The 16,099-nt window shown below is 70.5% G+C and carries 17 protein-coding genes; 3 read left to right on the forward strand and 14 right to left on the reverse strand.

The features are described 5' to 3' along the window. Window positions 1-26: 26 nt before the first annotated feature. From cysS to ACZ7OU_RS09925, 7 genes are all read right to left on the reverse strand, one after another. Complete coding sequence (gene cysS / locus ACZ7OU_RS09895; RefSeq protein ID WP_470242330.1) at window positions 27-1,415, reverse strand: cysteine--tRNA ligase; 1,389 nt, start codon at window positions 1,413-1,415, stop codon at window positions 27-29. A 42-nt stretch (window positions 1,416-1,457) separates the two neighbouring features. Further along, complete coding sequence (locus ACZ7OU_RS09900) at window positions 1,458-2,144, reverse strand: HAD family hydrolase (RefSeq protein WP_470242329.1); 687 nt, start codon at window positions 2,142-2,144, stop codon at window positions 1,458-1,460. Window positions 2,145-2,166: 22 nt separating this feature from the next. Next, entirely contained in the window at window positions 2,167-2,553 is a 387-nt protein-coding gene (locus ACZ7OU_RS09905; RefSeq protein ID WP_470254811.1) for a PPOX class F420-dependent oxidoreductase, read from the reverse strand. Window positions 2,554-2,563: 10 nt separating this feature from the next. Next, window positions 2,564-2,959, reverse strand: a complete 396-nt coding sequence (locus tag ACZ7OU_RS09910) for a PPOX class F420-dependent oxidoreductase (RefSeq protein WP_470254812.1) — start codon at window positions 2,957-2,959, stop codon at window positions 2,564-2,566. A 111-nt stretch (window positions 2,960-3,070) separates the two neighbouring features. Further along, window positions 3,071-3,538 (reverse strand): 2-C-methyl-D-erythritol 2,4-cyclodiphosphate synthase, encoded by a 468-nt coding sequence (gene ispF / locus ACZ7OU_RS09915; protein WP_470254813.1) that lies wholly within the window; start codon window positions 3,536-3,538, stop codon window positions 3,071-3,073. Then, entirely contained in the window at window positions 3,535-4,164 is a 630-nt protein-coding gene (locus tag ACZ7OU_RS09920) for an IspD/TarI family cytidylyltransferase (RefSeq protein WP_470254814.1), read from the reverse strand. The genes ispF and ACZ7OU_RS09920 overlap by 4 nt, the downstream gene beginning before the upstream one ends. A 53-nt stretch (window positions 4,165-4,217) precedes the next feature. Then, window positions 4,218-4,709, reverse strand: coding sequence for a CarD family transcriptional regulator (locus ACZ7OU_RS09925; RefSeq protein ID WP_004559016.1), 492 nt, complete (start codon window positions 4,707-4,709; stop codon window positions 4,218-4,220). 275 nt (window positions 4,710-4,984) lie between these two features. Here ACZ7OU_RS09925 and ACZ7OU_RS09930 point away from each other — a divergent pair, with 275 nt between their 5' ends. Further along, window positions 4,985-5,668: a copper chaperone PCu(A)C domain-containing protein gene (locus ACZ7OU_RS09930; protein ID WP_470242324.1), complete on the forward strand. Its 684-nt coding sequence runs from the start codon at window positions 4,985-4,987 to the stop codon at window positions 5,666-5,668. A 39-nt stretch (window positions 5,669-5,707) separates the two neighbouring features. Beyond that, a complete protein-coding gene (radA, locus tag ACZ7OU_RS09935; RefSeq protein WP_470242323.1) occupies window positions 5,708-7,066 on the forward strand; it encodes a DNA repair protein RadA in 1,359 nt (452 codons plus the stop codon). On the opposite strand, the gene ACZ7OU_RS09940 is transcribed toward radA, so the two are convergent. Beyond that, window positions 7,067-8,134, reverse strand: a complete 1,068-nt coding sequence (locus ACZ7OU_RS09940) for a CU044_5270 family protein (protein WP_470254815.1) — start codon at window positions 8,132-8,134, stop codon at window positions 7,067-7,069. Continuing rightward, entirely contained in the window at window positions 8,127-8,720 is a 594-nt protein-coding gene (locus ACZ7OU_RS09945; protein WP_470242321.1) for an RNA polymerase sigma factor, read from the reverse strand. The genes ACZ7OU_RS09940 and ACZ7OU_RS09945 overlap by 8 nt, the downstream gene beginning before the upstream one ends. Window positions 8,721-8,878: 158 nt before the next feature. On the opposite strand from ACZ7OU_RS09945, the gene ACZ7OU_RS09950 reads away from it, so the two are divergent. After that, the gene (locus tag ACZ7OU_RS09950; protein ID WP_470242320.1) at window positions 8,879-9,472 is read left to right on the forward strand and encodes a C39 family peptidase; all 594 of its coding nucleotides are present in this window, start codon (window positions 8,879-8,881) and stop codon (window positions 9,470-9,472) included. Here ACZ7OU_RS09950 and ACZ7OU_RS09955 read toward each other — a convergent pair. From ACZ7OU_RS09955 to ACZ7OU_RS09975, 5 genes are all read right to left on the reverse strand, one after another. Beyond that, window positions 9,469-10,728 carry an alpha/beta hydrolase family protein gene (locus ACZ7OU_RS09955; protein WP_470255910.1) on the reverse strand — a complete coding sequence of 420 codons (1,260 nt, stop codon included), beginning with the start codon at window positions 10,726-10,728 and terminating at the stop codon, window positions 9,469-9,471. The genes ACZ7OU_RS09950 and ACZ7OU_RS09955 overlap by 4 nt on opposite strands. 49 nt (window positions 10,729-10,777) lie before the next feature. After that, window positions 10,778-11,344 (reverse strand): ArsR/SmtB family transcription factor, encoded by a 567-nt coding sequence (locus ACZ7OU_RS09960; RefSeq protein WP_470242319.1) that lies wholly within the window; start codon window positions 11,342-11,344, stop codon window positions 10,778-10,780. Between the two features lie 112 nt (window positions 11,345-11,456). Further along, window positions 11,457-11,984, reverse strand: a complete 528-nt coding sequence (locus tag ACZ7OU_RS09965) for a hypothetical protein (protein ID WP_470254816.1) — start codon at window positions 11,982-11,984, stop codon at window positions 11,457-11,459. Window positions 11,985-12,069: 85 nt separating this feature from the next. Continuing rightward, window positions 12,070-14,601: a trehalose-phosphatase gene (gene otsB, locus ACZ7OU_RS09970; RefSeq protein ID WP_470242317.1), complete on the reverse strand. Its 2,532-nt coding sequence runs from the start codon at window positions 14,599-14,601 to the stop codon at window positions 12,070-12,072. Window positions 14,602-14,637: 36 nt separating this feature from the next. Next, window positions 14,638-16,077, reverse strand: coding sequence for an alpha,alpha-trehalose-phosphate synthase (UDP-forming) (locus ACZ7OU_RS09975; protein ID WP_470242316.1), 1,440 nt, complete (start codon window positions 16,075-16,077; stop codon window positions 14,638-14,640). Window positions 16,078-16,099 lie beyond the last annotated feature (22 nt).

The raw sequence follows: 16,099 nt of genomic DNA on the forward strand, positions 1-16,099 counted from the left end.
AAAGTTTCCTTGCGTTGTTGCCGAGATCAGTCGGACTTGACCGTCCACTGAGGACCATTGGGGGTGTCCTCCACCACGATGCCCGCCTGCTGGAGACGGTCACGGGCAGCGTCCGCGCGGGCGAAGTCCTTCTCGGCGCGGGCCTGCTGACGTTCGGTCAGCAGCCCTTCGACGATCCGGGACAGAGCCTCTTTGGTGGGCGAGTCGGAACCGCCCGCCTCCGACCAGCGCGCGGACAGCGGGTCGAGGCCGAGCACGTCGGTCATCGCGCGGACGGCCGCGGCGAATTCGAGTGCCTTGGAGGTGTCGCCCGCGTCGAGGGCGGCGTTACCGTCCCGCACCGTGGTGTGGACCACGGCGAACGCCTGCGGGGTGGCCAGGTCGTCGTCGAGCGCGGCGGCGAACTCCGCCGGGACCGTGCCCAGCGTCACCTCGCCCGACTGCGCGGCGCGACGCAGGAACGTCTCGATCCGCCGGTAGCCCTGTGCGGCTTCGGACAGCGCGCCGTCGGAGTACTCGATGGTCGAGCGGTAGTGCGGCTGCACCAGGTAGTAGCGCAGCTCCGGCGCCCGGTAGCGCTCCAGCATCGACGGGATCGACACGGTGTTGCCGAGCGACTTCGACATCTTCTCGCCCGACATGGTCACCCAGGCGTTGTGCAGCCAGAACCGCGCGAAGGCGTCGCCCGCCGCGTTCGACTGGGCGCGCTCGTTCTCGTGGTGCGGGAAGACCAGGTCGATGCCGCCGCCGTGGATGTCGAACTCCGCGCCGAGGTAGGACGTCGCCATCGCCGAGCACTCCAGGTGCCAGCCCGGCCGGCCGGCGCCCCACGGCGTCGGCCACGACGGCTCGCCCGGCTTCGCGCTCTTCCACATGGTGAAGTCGCGCGGGTCGCGCTTGCCGCGTGTCGGCGTCTCGCCCTGCTGGACGTCTTCGAGGACCTGGCCGGACAGCTTGCCGTACTCGTCGAACGACTTGACCGAGAAGTAGACGTCGCCGTCCGCGACGTAGCCGTGGCCGCTCTCGATGAGGCGTTCCATCAGCTCGACCATCTGGGTGACGTGCCCGGTGGCGCGCGGGTTGACCGACGGCGGCAGGCAGCCGAGCCGCTCGTACGCCTCCTCGAAGGCGCGCTCGTGCGTCGCGCCCCACTCCCACCAGGGCCGGCCGGCTTCGGCGGCCTTGGTGAGGATCTTGTCGTCGATGTCGGTGACGTTGCGGACCAGCAGCACGTCGAGTCCACTGTGGACGAGCCAGCGGCGCAGGACGTCGTAGTTCAGGACGCCGCGGACGTGCCCGATGTGCGGAACGCCCTGCACGGTGGCACCACACACGTAGATCGACGCCGTTCCGCTACGGACGGGGTGGAACTCCCGCACGCTCCGGGTCGCTGTGTCGAAAAGGTGAAGGGCCACCCTCAAAGGGTACGGGGTGGGCGTGAGCGAGGTCGCAGGCGGTTAGGCGACGCCGTGGGTGCGCAGGGCCGTGAGCAGGGCGTCCGGCCGCTCCGCCGTGGGCAGCGGGTCGACCAGCGCGAACTCGCAGCCGAGCGCGCGGGCGCCGCCGTCGGCTTCCTCGCTGTCGCCGACCATCAGCGTCTCGGTGGCCGGGACACCGAGGGCCTGCACGGCCTTGCGGAAGATCTCCAGCTCCGGCTTGATGGCGCCGACCTCGAAGGACAGCACGAACTCGTCGACGTAGGCGTCCCAGCCGCGCGCGGTGAAGGCCGGCCGGATGTCGAAGGCGATGTTGCTCAGCACGCCCACCTTGAGCCCGGCTTCGGACGCGGCCTTCAGCGCGGCCTCGGTGTCCGGGTACGGCGTCCACTGGCTCGGCGTGATGAGCCGGTTGTAGAGGGCTTCGGCCTGGTCGACGTGCGGGACGCCGGACTTCTTGAGCACCTCGAGGTAGACCTTCCGGTGCAGCCCGGGGTCGCGGTCGCGGTTGTGCCAGGCGTGCACGTGCTCGGCATCCAGCTCGACGACCTGCCCGACGGGTGCGGTCATCCGGCGCATCAGCTCGGCCTGCGCCTCGATGTCGAGCGGCGTGCCCTCGTGGTCGGTCAGTTCGGCGAGCCACGACTCGTCTTGCTCGAGCCGGAAGAGCGTGCCGGAGAAGTCGAACAACACCGCCCTGATCGTCATGGTTTCCAGCCTAACGGGACCGTCAGGCCGAATGCCCTGTGATGTGTTCGGGAACAACGCGGACGAGCACGCGCACGACCTCCGGCGGCTCGGCCGGGAAGTCCGCGCCGGTGTACTTGTGGGCCAGCTCGTGGTTCAGCTCGGGGCCGCCTTCGACGGTGACCTCGGCGCGGCCCCGGATCTCGACGTAGTTCTCGGGGTCGGCCAGGTCGAAGACGGAGAGCGAGACCCGCGGGTCTCGCTGGATGTTGCGTTCCTTGCGCCGTCCCTGGACGGTCACGAAGACGACGGTGTCGCCGTCCCGCTTGGCCCAGACGACGGAGCTCTGCGGCGAGCCATCGGCGTTGGTGGTGGCGACGACCGGGTAGTTGCGGCCGTCGAGGAGGGCCTTGGTGGCTTCGTTGAACATGGTCCGGACCCTATTTCACGTTGCCGGCGACCTTCTCGACGTGGAGGCGGACGACCACGCGCTCGGTGCTCTCGTTTTCCGGCGGCGGGTCCTGGGCGAGGTACTTGTGGCTGAGGGTCTTCGGGAGGGTCTTGCCGGGATCGGGCTCGATGGTGACCCGGCCGCGCAGCTGGGTGTGCCGGTACGGGTTCGCGGCGTCGGTGATGGAGACGCTGACGCGCGGGTCGCGGCGCAGGTTGCGGACCTTCCGGCGGTCCTCGGTCGCGCTGAAGACGAGATCCCCGCCATCGAGCCCGACCCAGACGACGGAGGTCTGCGGCCCGCCATCGGGATCGAGGGTGGCGACGGTGGCGAAGTTCTTCCCGTCGATCAGCGCGCTGACATCGTCCGAGAGGGTGAGGGCCATATCACGCCGAACGGGCCCCGGCGCGGGGCTATTCCGCGGTTCGGGGCCGGGGGCGTGCGGGTCGCAGAAGTAGACCGTCGGCCCAGCTGTGGACAGCCGCCGCCAGAGTGGCTATTCCGCTGCCAGCAGCAGCGCCGTCGCGAAGGCCGCGATCCCCTCGCCCCGCCCGGTCAAACCCAACCCATCCGACGTCGTCCCCGACACGCTCACCGGGCCGCCCACCGCCTCCGACAGCACCTTCTGCGCCTCCTCGCGCCGCTTTCCCACCCGCGGTGCGTTGCCCACGATCTGCACCGACGCGTTGCCCACCCGCCAGCCCGCCGCTTCGACCAGACCTCGGACCTCCGCGAGCATGTCCGCCCCGTGCGCGCCGTCCATCCGGGGGTCGCCGGTGCCGAACACCGCGCCCAGGTCCCCCAGCCCCGCCGCCGACAGCAGGGCGTCGCACAGGGCGTGGGCTGCCACGTCGCCGTCCGAGTGGCCCGCGCAACCGTCCACGTCCGGCCACAGCAGGCCCGCCATCCAGCACTCGCGGCCCGCTTCGACCGGGTGGACGTCGACTCCGTTGCCGATCCTCACAGCGTCTCCTCGTTCTTCGGTGCCGCCGCGATCGCCTCGGCCAGTGACAGTTCGAAATCCGTCGTGACGCGCATCGCGTCCGGGTGCCCTTCCACCGTCGCCGCGCCGGTGACGTCCCACGGCTCGGCCGCCCGGAACGCCTCGAGCGTGTAGCCGATCGGGGTCTGGGCCGTGCGCAGCCGCGTGCGGTCCTCCGTGCCGACGATGAACGAGGCGTCGGTCACCTTCACCGTGTCCGCCATCGGCAGCACCGGCACGACGATCGGAGCGTCACCGACCGCGTCGATGACAGCACGCACGGTCGCCGCAGGAATGAAGGCTCGCAACGCGTCGTGGAGGAGTACAACTGAGTCACGGGCAAGATCGGGCTCGACGGTGGCGAAAGCCTCCCGGAGCGAGCCGGGCACGACCCGGCACCGGAGACCAGGCTGTTCGAAGACACGGAGGGCCTCCGAAAACAACGAAGCACACCGCTGGGGGGCCGCCACGAGAACCAGATCGATCTCCGGTACTCCGAGCAGCCCCCGCACGGTGTGCGTGAGTAGCGCCTCACCATGGACCGGCGTGAGAGCGAGCTCTCCGTCGGAGGCATGATGTGCGACGGTCACGATCACGACGACGTTCATCGGTTCGCGATCGTAGAGGCACTCACCCGCCCGTCGGGTGAGACGCCCTGGGCTCAAACCGTCGCGGTTTCCAGAACTTCGTCGAGGAGGACTTCAGCCTTGTCCTCGTCGGTGCCCTCCGCGAGCGCGAGCTCGCTGACCAGAATTTGCCGCGCCTTCGCCAACATGCGCTTCTCGCCGGCTGAAAGTCCGCGGTCCTTCTCTCGCCGCCAGAGGTCGCGCACCACTTCGGCCACCTTGTTCACATCGCCGGAGGCGAGCTTCTCGAGGTTGGCCTTGTACCGACGAGACCAGTTCGTTGGTTCCTCGGTGTGCGGAGCACGCAGCACATCGAAGACCTTGTCCAGTCCCTCTTGCCCGACGACATCGCGTACGCCTACGATCTCGGCGTTGTCAGCGGGCACGCGAACCGTGAGATCCCCTTGCGCGACTTTGAGGACGAGGTACTTCTTTTCCTCGCCCTTGATCACGCGGGTCTCGATGGCTTCGATGAGTGCGGCACCGTGGTGCGGGTAGACGACGGTCTCTCCGACCTTGAAAACCATGTGTCCTCTGCCCCTTTCGCTGACTCCATCCTATCACGGTCCGCCAGTGCCCACCTAGCGGGCCGGACTCGTCCTCGCAGGTCAGCGGCCTGAGCGGGGGTTGACAAACGTCCGACCCCCATGCTCACGCAGGTGGCCGGGGCGGGTGTCAACGGGCACAACGAATTCCTTTGTGGACGGTTGATCTTGGGCGCAACGCGGACCGGTTCGGTGCGGGAGATCGCCCCCGGCTAGTCTTCGCGGGGACGAGGCCGTGAAAAGGGAAGGACTGCGACGTGAGGCTGCAGAATCGTCGCGTGCTCGGCGCGGGCGTGCTGGCGCTCGGTGCCGCGCTCGCGCTCGCCGGGTGCGGGGCCGGCCAGATCACCCAGACCGACTCGCAGCAGCCCGCGGTCAACGGCACGTATGGCCAGGTCAAGACCATCGTCCTGCGCGACGTCGCGGTGCAGTACCCGACGTCCGGCCCGGGCTACCCGGCCGGCGCGACCCCGGCGCTGACGCTGACGATCGTGAACCAGGGCTCCCAGGACGACTCGCTCGTCTCGGTGACGACCGAGGACGGCGCGCAGGCGACCGTCGGCGGCTCGAAGACCATCGTCGCCGGGCACTCCCTGGTGATCGGCCCGGACGACGCCGTCGAGTCCACCAACGAGGTGCAGACCACACCGCCGGCTTCGTCTTCGGAAGCGCCGACGGCGACCGGGACCGCGACGGGCACCAGCTCGACGGGCACCAGCTCCACCGGCACCGCGACGTCGTCTTCGTCGGCCGAGGCGCCGTCGACCAGCGCGACGCCGACCGCCGCCCCGGCGACCGTCGGCAAGGGCACCGTGACGCTGCCCGCGCTGAAGCAGCCGCTGTGGCCGGGCCAGACCATCAAGGTCACCTTCGTCTTCCAGAACGCGGGCCCCGTCACCGTCGAGGTGCCCATCGCGGCTCCGGCACACGTCAAGGAGTAGGTCCCCGGTTTTGTCGGTGGTCGCCGATAGCCTCGCGGGGTGAAGAAAGGGACCACCTACCGCTGCGCGAGCTGCGGGTACGAAGCGGCGAAGTGGCTGGGCCGGTGTCCGGAGTGCCAGGAATGGGGCTCGCTCGAGGAGCGCGGGGTGCCGGCCAGGCCGGCCATCCAGCGCGTCGCCGCCGGAGCGCCGAGCGCGCCCGCGCGGCCGATCGGCGAGGTCGACGTCGAAGCGGCGCGCGCCCGCCACACCGGGGTTTCGGAGCTCGACCGGGTGCTGGGCGGCGGCCTGGTGCCGGGCGCGGTGGTGCTGCTCGCGGGTGAGCCCGGCGTCGGCAAGTCGACGCTGCTGCTCGAAGTCGCTTACCAGTGGGCGAAGACGGTCGACCGCTCCTTGTACGTCACGGGCGAGGAGTCCGCGGGCCAGGTCCGGCTGCGCGCCGAGCGGACGGGCAACGTCCACGACCGCATGTACCTGGCCGCCGAGAGCGACCTTTCGGCCATCCTCGGGCACATCGACGACGTCAAGCCGGGCGTGCTGATCGTCGACTCGGTGCAGACGATGGCGTCTCCGCAGGTCGACGGCTCACCGGGCGGCGTGACGCAGGTCCGCGCGGTGACGTCCGGGCTGGTCGCGGTGGCGAAGGAGCGCGGGCTGCCGGTGGTGCTGGTGGGTCACGTCACGAAGGACGGTTCGGTGGCCGGCCCGCGCGTGCTGGAGCACCTGGTGGACGTCGTGCTGCAGTTCGAGGGCGACAAGCACTCGACGTTGCGGATGCTGCGCGGCATCAAGAACCGGTTCGGCGCGTCCGACGAGATCGGCTGCTTCGAACTGCAGGAAGAAGGCATCGTCGGGGTGCCGGACCCGTCGGGGCTGTTCATCAGCCGCACGGCGGAGCCGGTGCCGGGCACGGCGATCACGGTGTCGATGGAGGGCAAGCGGCCCATGCTGGGCGAGGTCCAGGCGCTGGTGTCGTCGACGTCGGCACCCCAGCCGCGCCGCGCGGTCAGCGGGCTCGACTCGGCGCGGGTGGCGATGGTCCTGGCGGTGCTGGAGAAGCGCGGCGGCCTCAAGCTCGGCGACAAGGACGTGTACACCGCCACGGTCGGCGGCATGAAGATCACCGAGCCGGGGATCGACCTGGCGCTGGTGCTGGCGTTGACGTCCTCGTTCGAAGACGTCGCGCTGTCGCCGCGGCTGGTGTCGGTGGGCGAGGTGGGGCTGGCGGGCGAAATCCGCCGGGTGCCGAGCGTGGGCCGCCGCCTGGCGGAGGCGGCCCGGCTGGGGTTCACGCACGCGCTCGTGCCACCGGACTCCGGCAAGCCGCCGGCCGGGATCCGGGTCCTGGAGGTGGCGAACGTCGCGGACGCGTTGAACGCGGCCAGTCACGCCCGCTGATCACCCCGACGTCCGGGTGATCGCGTAGGAGTACTCCGCGTTCCGGTCACCCCACATCTGCGGTGTCGTCGGGGCCGGCGGGATCTGCGATGACATCGTGATCGTCGTCTCCGGGATCGAGGCGGAGCTCGGCGGCTTCTGGGACGTGCTCAGCGGGGCGTCGTTCCGGTGGATGATCGCGGAGCTGTCGGTCGCGGCCAGCAGCTGCACCGTCGCGGGGTCGAAGTACAGGCGGTCACCCGTCTCCATCGACACGACGACCGTCGCCGGGCGGCCGTCGGGGGCTTGCGACGGCTTGGTGAAGATCCCGGGCAACGTGCTGATGGCGTCTCGCAGGGCGATCCGGACGTCCTTGCGGAGCAGGCCCAGCGCGAACACCGAACGAGCCATCGGCAGTGCCTCGAGCGACGGCGACGCGGTGGGCCCGCGGAAGTCCCGCGACAGGTCCTTGGTCAGCTGCACAGGGTCCGGCACGAGCGACGCGACGAACGCCGCGTCGGGTACCAGCCAGTTCGCGGGCGGCCGGCCGGGGAAGACGCCGGCCGGGCCGTATTCGTCGACGGGTGTCCGGTCGACCTTGAGCTTGGCCTGCGTGTCGGCGTCCGGTCCGTTCACCCCGCCCGTCCACCGCGTGCGGCGGTGCCAGACGCCGGTGGGATCGGCCGGGATCCACAGCTCGACCGACTGCTGGAGCTTCACGGGCACCCCGAAGGTCGTCTGGGAGACCCAGGCGAGCTTCTGCGCGTAGTGGAACTCGCCGGGCGCGAGCGGGCGCTCGGGGTCGGCGAGCTGCGCGGCCGGGTGTGCCGGCTCCGGCGCCGGCGGCCGCAGCGAAACGACGATCCCGAGCCCGCCCACCACCGTGACGACGGCGGCGGCCACCGCGATCCACCGCCAGCTCCTGCGGCGGGGCGTGGCCGGCGGTGTCTCCGCGGTACCCGCCGCGGCCATGAGGGACGCGCGGGCGAAGGTCAGCCCGTCGTCCTCGTCGACGTCGGCGTGCAGGTCCGCCAGCGCCGTGTCGAGTTCGGCGTCGGACCAGATCTTCCGGACGTTGTCTTCACGCAAGGTCCTGCACCTCCTCTTGAGCCGGGGCGTTCGTCCTGAGCCAGCGTCTGATCCGGTGCAGCCGGGACCGCACGGTACCGGGCGGGATGCCGAGCGCCTCCGCGACCTCGGCCGGTTCCAGCCCGGCCCACGACACGAGCAGCAGCGTGTCGCGGTCGGCGGGGCTGAGCTCGGCCAGCGCGCCGGCGAGCTGGGCGGCGCGGACCTGGGCGTCGACCTGCTCGGCGACGCGGCCGTCGTGGCCCGCGTGGCTGGTGTCGCCGGCGCGGGCGAGCCGCGCGGTGGCCTGCAGCCCGCGCATCTCGGACCGCACGTGGTGGCGCAGCAGGTTGGTCGCGATGCCGTAGAGCCACGACCGGGCGGTGCCGAGCTCGGGCCGGTAGCTCTCGCGGCGCCGCAACGCGACCAGGAACGTCTCGGCGACGAGGTCGTTCGCCGGTTCGGCGCCGACCCGCCGCGCCAGGTATCGGCGCAACGCGACGGCGTGGGCGTCGAAGAGCCGGCCGAACGCCGGCCCGGGCTCGGCTCCGCCCAGGTCAGGGCGGTCGTGCCCCCAGATCTCCGATCCCTCGTGGATCACCTGCATGCCCCCAGTTGCCCGCAGCCCCCGCGAGCGTTCACGGGGCGAACCTACCTTTGTCGTGATCCATCCGGGGTCGGGTGAGAGACGGCGGGTGAATTCTGCCGGGATCATGCCTCGGTGAGGCGTTGGCCAACCGACGTCACAACTGGGGAAGGATCGTCATGCGCAGATTCCGGCTGGGATTCGTCACGCTCATCGCCGCCATGGGGCTCGTCTCGCTGCCCGCGGTCGCCGAGGCCACCACCGAGGCCGTGCTCAACATCCAGTACCAGGTGCAGGAGACCGGGTACTGGTGCGGCCCGGCTGCCACGCGCATCGCGATCTCCGCGCGGACCGGGAACGTGCCGAGCCAGGGCACCCTCGCGGCGCAGCTCGGCACGACCACCAACGGCACGGACTGGGTCGGCCAGGTCACCGGCGTCCTCAACGCCGACCTCGGCACCTCCTGGTACGAGACCAAGGAGATGCCGAACGACCCGCCGACCCAGGCCCAGCGCGACCTGCTCTGGAACGACATCGTGCTCGACATCAACAACGGCTATGCGATCGTCGCCAACATCGTCGCGCCCGCGAACAACCACCCGCCGGGCTACCCGAACTACACGATCTACCACTACTTCACGGTGATCGGGTACGACAGCTCCGACCGGACGGTCAAGATCGCCGACCCGGCGAACTTCGGCGGGAACCAGCTCTACTGGCTCAGCTTCGACCAGCTCGCGACGCTGATCCCGCCGAAGGGCTACGCCGCCTAGATCGCCAGCAGTCCCCAGTAGACCGCCCAGGGGACGAACACCACGCCGCCGGCGAGCAGGACGCCGAGCCGCGGGGTGCGGTGCCGCCACCACGCCACCGCCGTGCCGATGGCGGCGGCCACCGCGCCCAGCGACAGGAGCTGCAACGCCAGCCACGGCAACGGCCGTCCGGCGACCACCGGGCCCAGCTGCCGGCCCAGGGTGACCTGGATCAGTACGTCCACGACCAGGAAACCCACCACCGCGAGCAACCCGGTCGCCGCCAGCCAGCGAGCCGGGCGCGCCGCGCCGCGGCCCAGCCCGAAGCCGAACGCCACCAGCAGGAACACCAGCGCGGCGAGCTGCAGCCAAGTCGACTCGTACCAGCTCAACGGGGTCAGCTCGAAGCTTTGCCGGTCCTGCGCGGGCGGCGCGTCGGCGCTGGACGCGGCGGGCGGGTGGTTCACCCACGTGCCCACGAGCTCCAGGTACCCAGGCGCGTACCCGGGCAGCTTGTCGTAGCCGTCAGTGGTCCGGCGCAGCTGGTGCTGCGCGTCCGGGAAGACCCGCAACGTGTGGTGCGCCAACGAGTCCTGGAAGATCCGGAGGGCTTCTCCCGGCGGCGTCAGGACATCCTTCGCGCCCCACAACCCGAGTACCGGCTGACGCAGGCTCTTCAGCACCGCCACCGAGTCGTGGTGCGCCTCCGGGAACACTTCGCTGTCGACAAGCTGACGCATCATCGTCGACGACGCCATCTTCACCATCGAGCCGTCCATTCCCAAGCGCCGCAACTGGTTCTCGATCGCCCACGCCTGCTGCCGCGCCGGCTCGACGCCGTTGGCGCCGACGGTCACGACAAAAGCGACGTGGTCGGGTGACTTCGACGCCGCCAGTGGCGCGACCCAGCCGCCCTCGCTCACCCCCCAGACACCGACCCGCGCCGGATCGACGTCCGGCCGTGCGCGCAGGACCTCGACCGCCGCCAGCGCGTCGTCCGCGAGTGTCGAGTAGGAGCGCTCGAGCAGTGAGTAATCTTCGGTGCGCTTGTCGTAGATGAGTGTCGCGATGCCTTGCCGTGCAAAGGCTTCCGCCTGTTCGCGGAATTCCTCGCGAGTGTGCGCCCCCGAGCCGTGGATCATCACGATGCCCGGCAGCTTCGTGCCGCCGGAGGGTGCGATGACGGTGCCGTGCAAGGTCACCCGGCCGTTCGTGAAGGTCACCTCGCTGTCCGCGGCCGAAGCCGGTGGTGCCCACGCGGTGACCGCCAGGATCACCCCGGCCAGTAGTAGAGCCCCTCTTCGCATGTGAATCCCCCTGTCATGGTCATTCCCCTGGTTCCGGGAACGCGAGCAGGCGCACGAGCACGCGCCGCGCTTCCGGTGACCGGTCGTCCTCGGCTCGCCAGTACCGGCGGAACAGCTCCATGTAGTCGTTCCAGAACTGGTGCAGCTCTTCGGCGGTGAGCCAAGTGCCACCGCGTGCGTAGAACAGTGCGTCCGGCCAGTCGCCGGGAAGCTCGTCACGCTTTTCCGCGAACCGGTTCAGCTTTTCGAGGTCGTCCTCGAACCCCTGGCGCTGCATGTCGTCGAACAGCACCTGGGACTCGGCGCTCTGCTCGCTGCGGCGCGGCCAGCGGATGTCCCGCGGCCGCGTCCGCCACCACCGTTCCTTGCCCCGCGCGAGCTCCGGGACGTCCTCGACGAACCCGAACCGCGCCAGTTCCCGCAGGTGGTAGCTGGTCGCGCCGCTGTTCTCGCCCAAGGCTTGGGCGAGCTTCGTGGCTGTCGCCGGCCCGGCCGACAACACGCCGAGGATCCGGCGGCGCAGCGGGTGCGTGACGGCCTTGAGGGCGTCCGGGTCGAGCTCTTCCGGTGGTGGAGCGCTGGTCATGACGCCACTGTAGCCATGCAAAGGAAATTGTGCAAAGAAATCTGTGCACGTCAGGCCAGGCGGGTGCCAGGGGTGAATTACTCCACTGTGGACGGTCAGGCCGGCGGGCGGCTCACCAGATCGGGTGGTCGCTGAACTTCCGGAGCGTCTGCACCGACGGCCGCACGTAGAACATCCCCGCCAGGAAACCCATGGTGGCGAAGGCGAGCGTGGCGAACGTCGTGAGCAGGTCCGGCGCCCGGAACTGCGGGCTGTCGCGCCACACCCGGAACACGATCGGGACCGCGAACGACCCGAGGATCAGCACGAGCGTCAGCACGTACGTGAACACGAGCGCGTTGCGGGCCGACGCCGCACTGGCGACCACGAGGTAGTTGCCGCGCAGGCACCGGCGGCTGCTCAGCACCAGCATGGAGATCGCCAGCACGCCCAGCGGGGGCAGCACCGCCGCGGCTTTTCCGACCAGGGTGTCGGGAAAGGCGTGACCGTGGACGATGCCCTGCAGGAACGTCGTGAGCCCGAACAACAGCACCATCCCGGCGATCATCGAGCACCCGACGACCACCGAGCCCCAGCGCACCCGGTCGGCGAACCGGGGCGGTAGCGGCACGAACTCGACCTGACCGAACGTCCCCTGCATCCACCACCTCCGAATGCCGTCAAGGCCACCTTACGGGCGACGGACGCCCGCAAGGTGGCCTTGGCGGCACTTCAGTACGAAAGGGCTAATTCGCGGCCAGCAAGTTGGCGCACCGGATCAGCCCGATGTGCGAATAGGCCTGCGGATGATTGCCGAGGGACCGTTCCGCGATGGGGTCGTACTGCTCGGGCAGCAGCCCCGTCGGGCCGGCGGCCGCGACGATCTGGTCGAACAGCTCCTGCGCCTCGGTGCGCCGCCCGGTGAGCAGGTACGCCTCGATCAGCCACGCCGCGCAGATGTGGAAGCCGCCCTCGCCGCCCGGGAGGCCGTCGTCGCGGCGGTAACGGTACACAGTGGACCCACTGCGCAGCTCCGCCTCGATCGCGGTCACCGTCTGCTGGAAGCGCTCGTCGGCCGGGTCGATCAGGCCGGTGAGCCCGACGAACAGCGACGCCGCGTCCAGGTCCGTGCCGTCGTAGGCCGTGGTGAAGGCCTGTACCTCGTCGTTCCAGCCGTGCTCGAGGACGTCGTCCTTGATCTCGTCGCGCAGGGTCGGCCACGCGCCCGGGACGCCCCGGCCGTACTGCTCGCCGAGCTTCACCGCCCGGTCGATGGTCACCCAGCACATGACGCGGGAGTAGACCCGGTGGCGCGGCACGTGCCGCTCCTCCCAGATCCCGTGGTCCGGCTCGTTCCAGCGCCGGGTCACGGCCTCCGCCATCGCGCGGACCATCTGCCAGTCCTCGTCGCGGAGCTCGCCGCGCGCCTCGGCGAGCGTGCCGACCAGCTCGACGACCGGGCCGAAGACGTCCAGCTGCACCTGGTGGTTCGCGAGGTTACCGACGCGAACCGGGCGAGAACCGGCATAACCGGGCAGGGACTCGATGACCGCTTCGGCGCCGATGACGCCACCCGCGAGGGTGTACAGCGGGTGGAGCCGCTCGGGGCCGGCCAGCGTGGCGAGCACGCCGTGCAGCCACTTGAGGTAGCCCTCGGCCTCTTCGATCGAGCCCAGGTGCGCGAGCTCCCGCACGGTCATCGCGGCGTCGCGGATCCAGCAGTAGCGGTAGTCCCAGTTGCGGACGCCGCCGATCTCCTCCGGCAGCGACGACGTCGCCGCGGCGAGGACGCCGCCGGTGTCGGTGTTGACCAGGCCGCGCAGGGTCAGCGCCGAGCGCAGCACCAGGTCGGTCTGCACCCTCGGCAGCTGCAGCTTGGACGTCCACTCGCTCCAGTAGCGGCCCGCGCGGTCGCGGCGTTCCACTTCGGACAGTTCGTGCTCGCCGAGGTCCGTGGTGCCGCAGCGCAGTTCCAGCACGACGGACTGGGTCGGCGTCGGCTGGACCAGCGCGGTGGCGGTGTCGTGGAGGCCGTCGGAGGTGAGGGTCCACTCGACGCCCGGCGAGTAGAGCACGAACGGCTCCGACGTCCCGAGCACCCGCAGGCCGCCCTCGGTGATCTCCAGCTTGACCGGCACGCCGCCGAACTCGGGGCGCGGCGCGAACTTGACGCTCGCCACCGCCTCGCCCGAGATGACGCGGATCAGGTCCGTGCGGTGCTGCGGGCTCTCCGGCTCGAGGTAGTCGGTGACGAGCAGGCGCGACCAGCGCGTCTCGACCGTCATCGTGTTCGGCAGGTAGCGCTGGCCGAGCGGGAGGCCGTTGCGGTGCGGCTTGATGGAGAAGTGGCCCGCGCCTTCGCCGCCGAGCAGGTCCGCGAACACCGCGGGCGCGTCCGGGCCGGGGTGGCAGAGCCAGGTCAGCTTGGCGTCCGGCGTGATCAGCGCGACCGAGCGCTCGTTGGCCAGCATCGACAGCCGCTCGATGGGCGGCGCCGACTCGCCGTAGAGCCAGTTGCGCCGCTCCTCCAGCAGGAAGCCGAGGACCAGTGCGACGTCGACGGTGTCCGGCACGCGGAACCCGGCGAGCGTCTCGCCGTCACCGACCTTGATGCCCAGGTCCGGGCCGGACAGGCGGGCGAAGGCCTTCTCGTCGGTGACGTCGTCGCCGAGGAAGATCGCCGCGGTGGCACCGACCTGGTGGCGCAGGATGTCGAGCGCGCGTCCCTTGTCCGTCTGGACGACCGCGAGCTCGACCACCTCCTTGCCGTCGGTGGTCGACACGCCCTCCCATGTGGACGGTCCGGAGTGGACGGACGCGAGCACGCGCCGCCCGGCCTCGTGCTCGGCGCGGCGCACGTGCACCGCGATGCTCGCCGGCTTGACCTCCAGCGACACGCCGGGGACGTCCAGCACGAGCTGCTCGAGCTCGGCCTCCAGCCGCCGGTGCAGCTCCCGCGCCTTCTCGTCGAGGGCGTGGATGAAGCCGATGTCGAACTCCGAGCCGTGGCTGCCCACGAGGTTCACCTCGGACGGCAGCCGGGAGAGCGTCGCGAGGTCACGCAGCGCGCGGCCGGAGATGACCGCCGTGGTGGTCTCGTGCAGACCGGCGAGCGATCTGAGGGCCCCGACGGACTCGGGCAGCGGGCGTGCCTCGTCCGGGTTGAGCGTGATGGGTGCCAGCGTGCCGTCGTAGTCGCAAGCGACCAGCAGACGCGGAGTACGGGCGATCTGGACGATCGCGCGCCGCAACTCGGCGGGCAGGGCCTCGGCAGTCAACACTCCTCCTCAGGAGCTCGTGCGTGGTCGTTCGGGCTAATCGACCGCTTCGGCACCCAGAGCCTGTAGGAAAGAGCGCGCCCAACGATCGACATCGTGCGTGAGGACCTGGCGACGCATGGCGCGCATCCGGCGACGGCCCTCAGCCGGGTCGAGCGTAATGGCAGCTACTAAAGCGTCCTTCACCCCGTCCAGGTCGTGGGGGTTGACGAGGAATGCGCTAGAGAGCTCGGCGGCCGCGCCGGCGAACTCGCTCAGCACCAGCGCGCCCCCGAGGTCGTGCCGGGCGGCGACGTACTCCTTGCAGACGAGGTTCATCCCGTCACGCAGCGGCGTCACGACCATGACGTCCGCCGCCGTGAAGAAAGCGGCCAGCTCGGTGCGATCGACCGACTGGTGCAGGTAGTGCACGACCGGGTGGCCGACGCGGGAGAACTCCCCGTTGATCCGCCCGACCATCTGCTCGATCTCGCCGCGCATCCGCTGGTAGTGCTCGACGCGCTCGCGGCTGGGGGTGGCCAGCTGGACGAACGTGACGTCATCCGGCTGCAGCCTGCCCTCGTGCAGCAGCTCGTGCAGCGCTTGCAGCCGCAGGTCGATGCCCTTGGTGTAGTCGAGGCGGTCGACGCCCAGCAGCACCGTCTTGGGGTTGCCGAGGTCGCGCCGCAGCTGCGCGGCCCGCTCCTGGACGCCCTTGGTGCGGGCAAGGGTGTCGAGCCCGGCGGCGTCGATGGAGATGGGGAAGGCGCCGACCCGGACGGTCCGGTCGCCGACCTGCATGGTGCCCGGCCGCGACCGGACGCCGACCGCGCCGCGCGTCGACTCGAGGCCGATCAGCTGGCGGCACAGCCAGAGGAAGTTCTGCGCCCCGCCGGGGCGGTGGAAGCCGACGAGGTCGGCGCCGGTGAGGCCGCGGATGATCGCGGCGCGCCACGGCATCTGCATGAACAGCTCGACCGGCGGGAACGGGATGTGCAGGAAGAAGCCGATGCGCAGGTCCGGTCTGAGCTCGCGCAGCATCGCCGGCACCAGCTGCAGCTGGTAGTCCTGGATCCAGACGGTCGCGCCCTGGGCGGCGACCTCGGCGCTGGCCTTCGCGAACCGCTGGTTCACCTTGACGTAGCTGTTCCACCAGACCCGGTCGAACACCGGGCGCTCGACGACGTCGTGGTAGAGCGGCCAGAGCGTGGCGTTGGAGAAGCCCTCGTAGTAGTCGCGGACCTCGTCCGCGCTCAGCGAGACCGGGTGCAGCACGAGGCCGTCGTCGTCGAACTCCTCCACGTCGACGTCGGGGATGCCCGGCCAGCCGACCCAGGCACCCTTCCGCGATCGCAGGAACGGCTCGAGGGCGGACACCAGACCGCCCGGGCTGGCCGTCCAGCGGCGCTCGCCGTCGCTGCTGCGTTCGAGGTCGACCGGTAGCCGGTTCGCCACCACGACGAAGTCAGCCTGGTTCCCGTTCTCCTGTTCAGTCACGTCTGATGCTCCTCGCGTCCCG

The sequence above is a fragment of the Amycolatopsis sp. NPDC114505 genome (genome assembly GCF_055633615.1).

Bases quoted from the DNA above. Each gene is read 5' to 3' on its own strand.
- ACZ7OU_RS09905 (WP_470254811.1), bottom strand. From the start codon at position 2,553: ATGTTCAACGAAGCCACCAAGGCCCTCCTCGACGGCCGCAACTACCCG.
- ACZ7OU_RS09950 (WP_470242320.1), top strand. From the start codon at position 8,879: ATGCGCAGATTCCGGCTGGGATTCGTCACGCTCATCGCCGCCATGGGG.
- ACZ7OU_RS09920 (WP_470254814.1), bottom strand. From the start codon at position 4,164: ATGAACGTCGTCGTGATCGTGACCGTCGCACATCATGCCTCCGACGGA.
- ACZ7OU_RS09925 (WP_004559016.1), bottom strand. From the start codon at position 4,709: ATGGTTTTCAAGGTCGGAGAGACCGTCGTCTACCCGCACCACGGTGCC.
- ACZ7OU_RS09965 (WP_470254816.1), bottom strand. From the start codon at position 11,984: ATGCAGGGGACGTTCGGTCAGGTCGAGTTCGTGCCGCTACCGCCCCGG.
- ACZ7OU_RS09910 (WP_470254812.1), bottom strand. From the start codon at position 2,959: ATGGCCCTCACCCTCTCGGACGATGTCAGCGCGCTGATCGACGGGAAG.
- ACZ7OU_RS09945 (WP_470242321.1), bottom strand. From the start codon at position 8,720: ATGCAGGTGATCCACGAGGGATCGGAGATCTGGGGGCACGACCGCCCT.
- ACZ7OU_RS09960 (WP_470242319.1), bottom strand. From the start codon at position 11,344: ATGACCAGCGCTCCACCACCGGAAGAGCTCGACCCGGACGCCCTCAAG.
- ACZ7OU_RS09900 (WP_470242329.1), bottom strand. From the start codon at position 2,144: ATGACGATCAGGGCGGTGTTGTTCGACTTCTCCGGCACGCTCTTCCGG.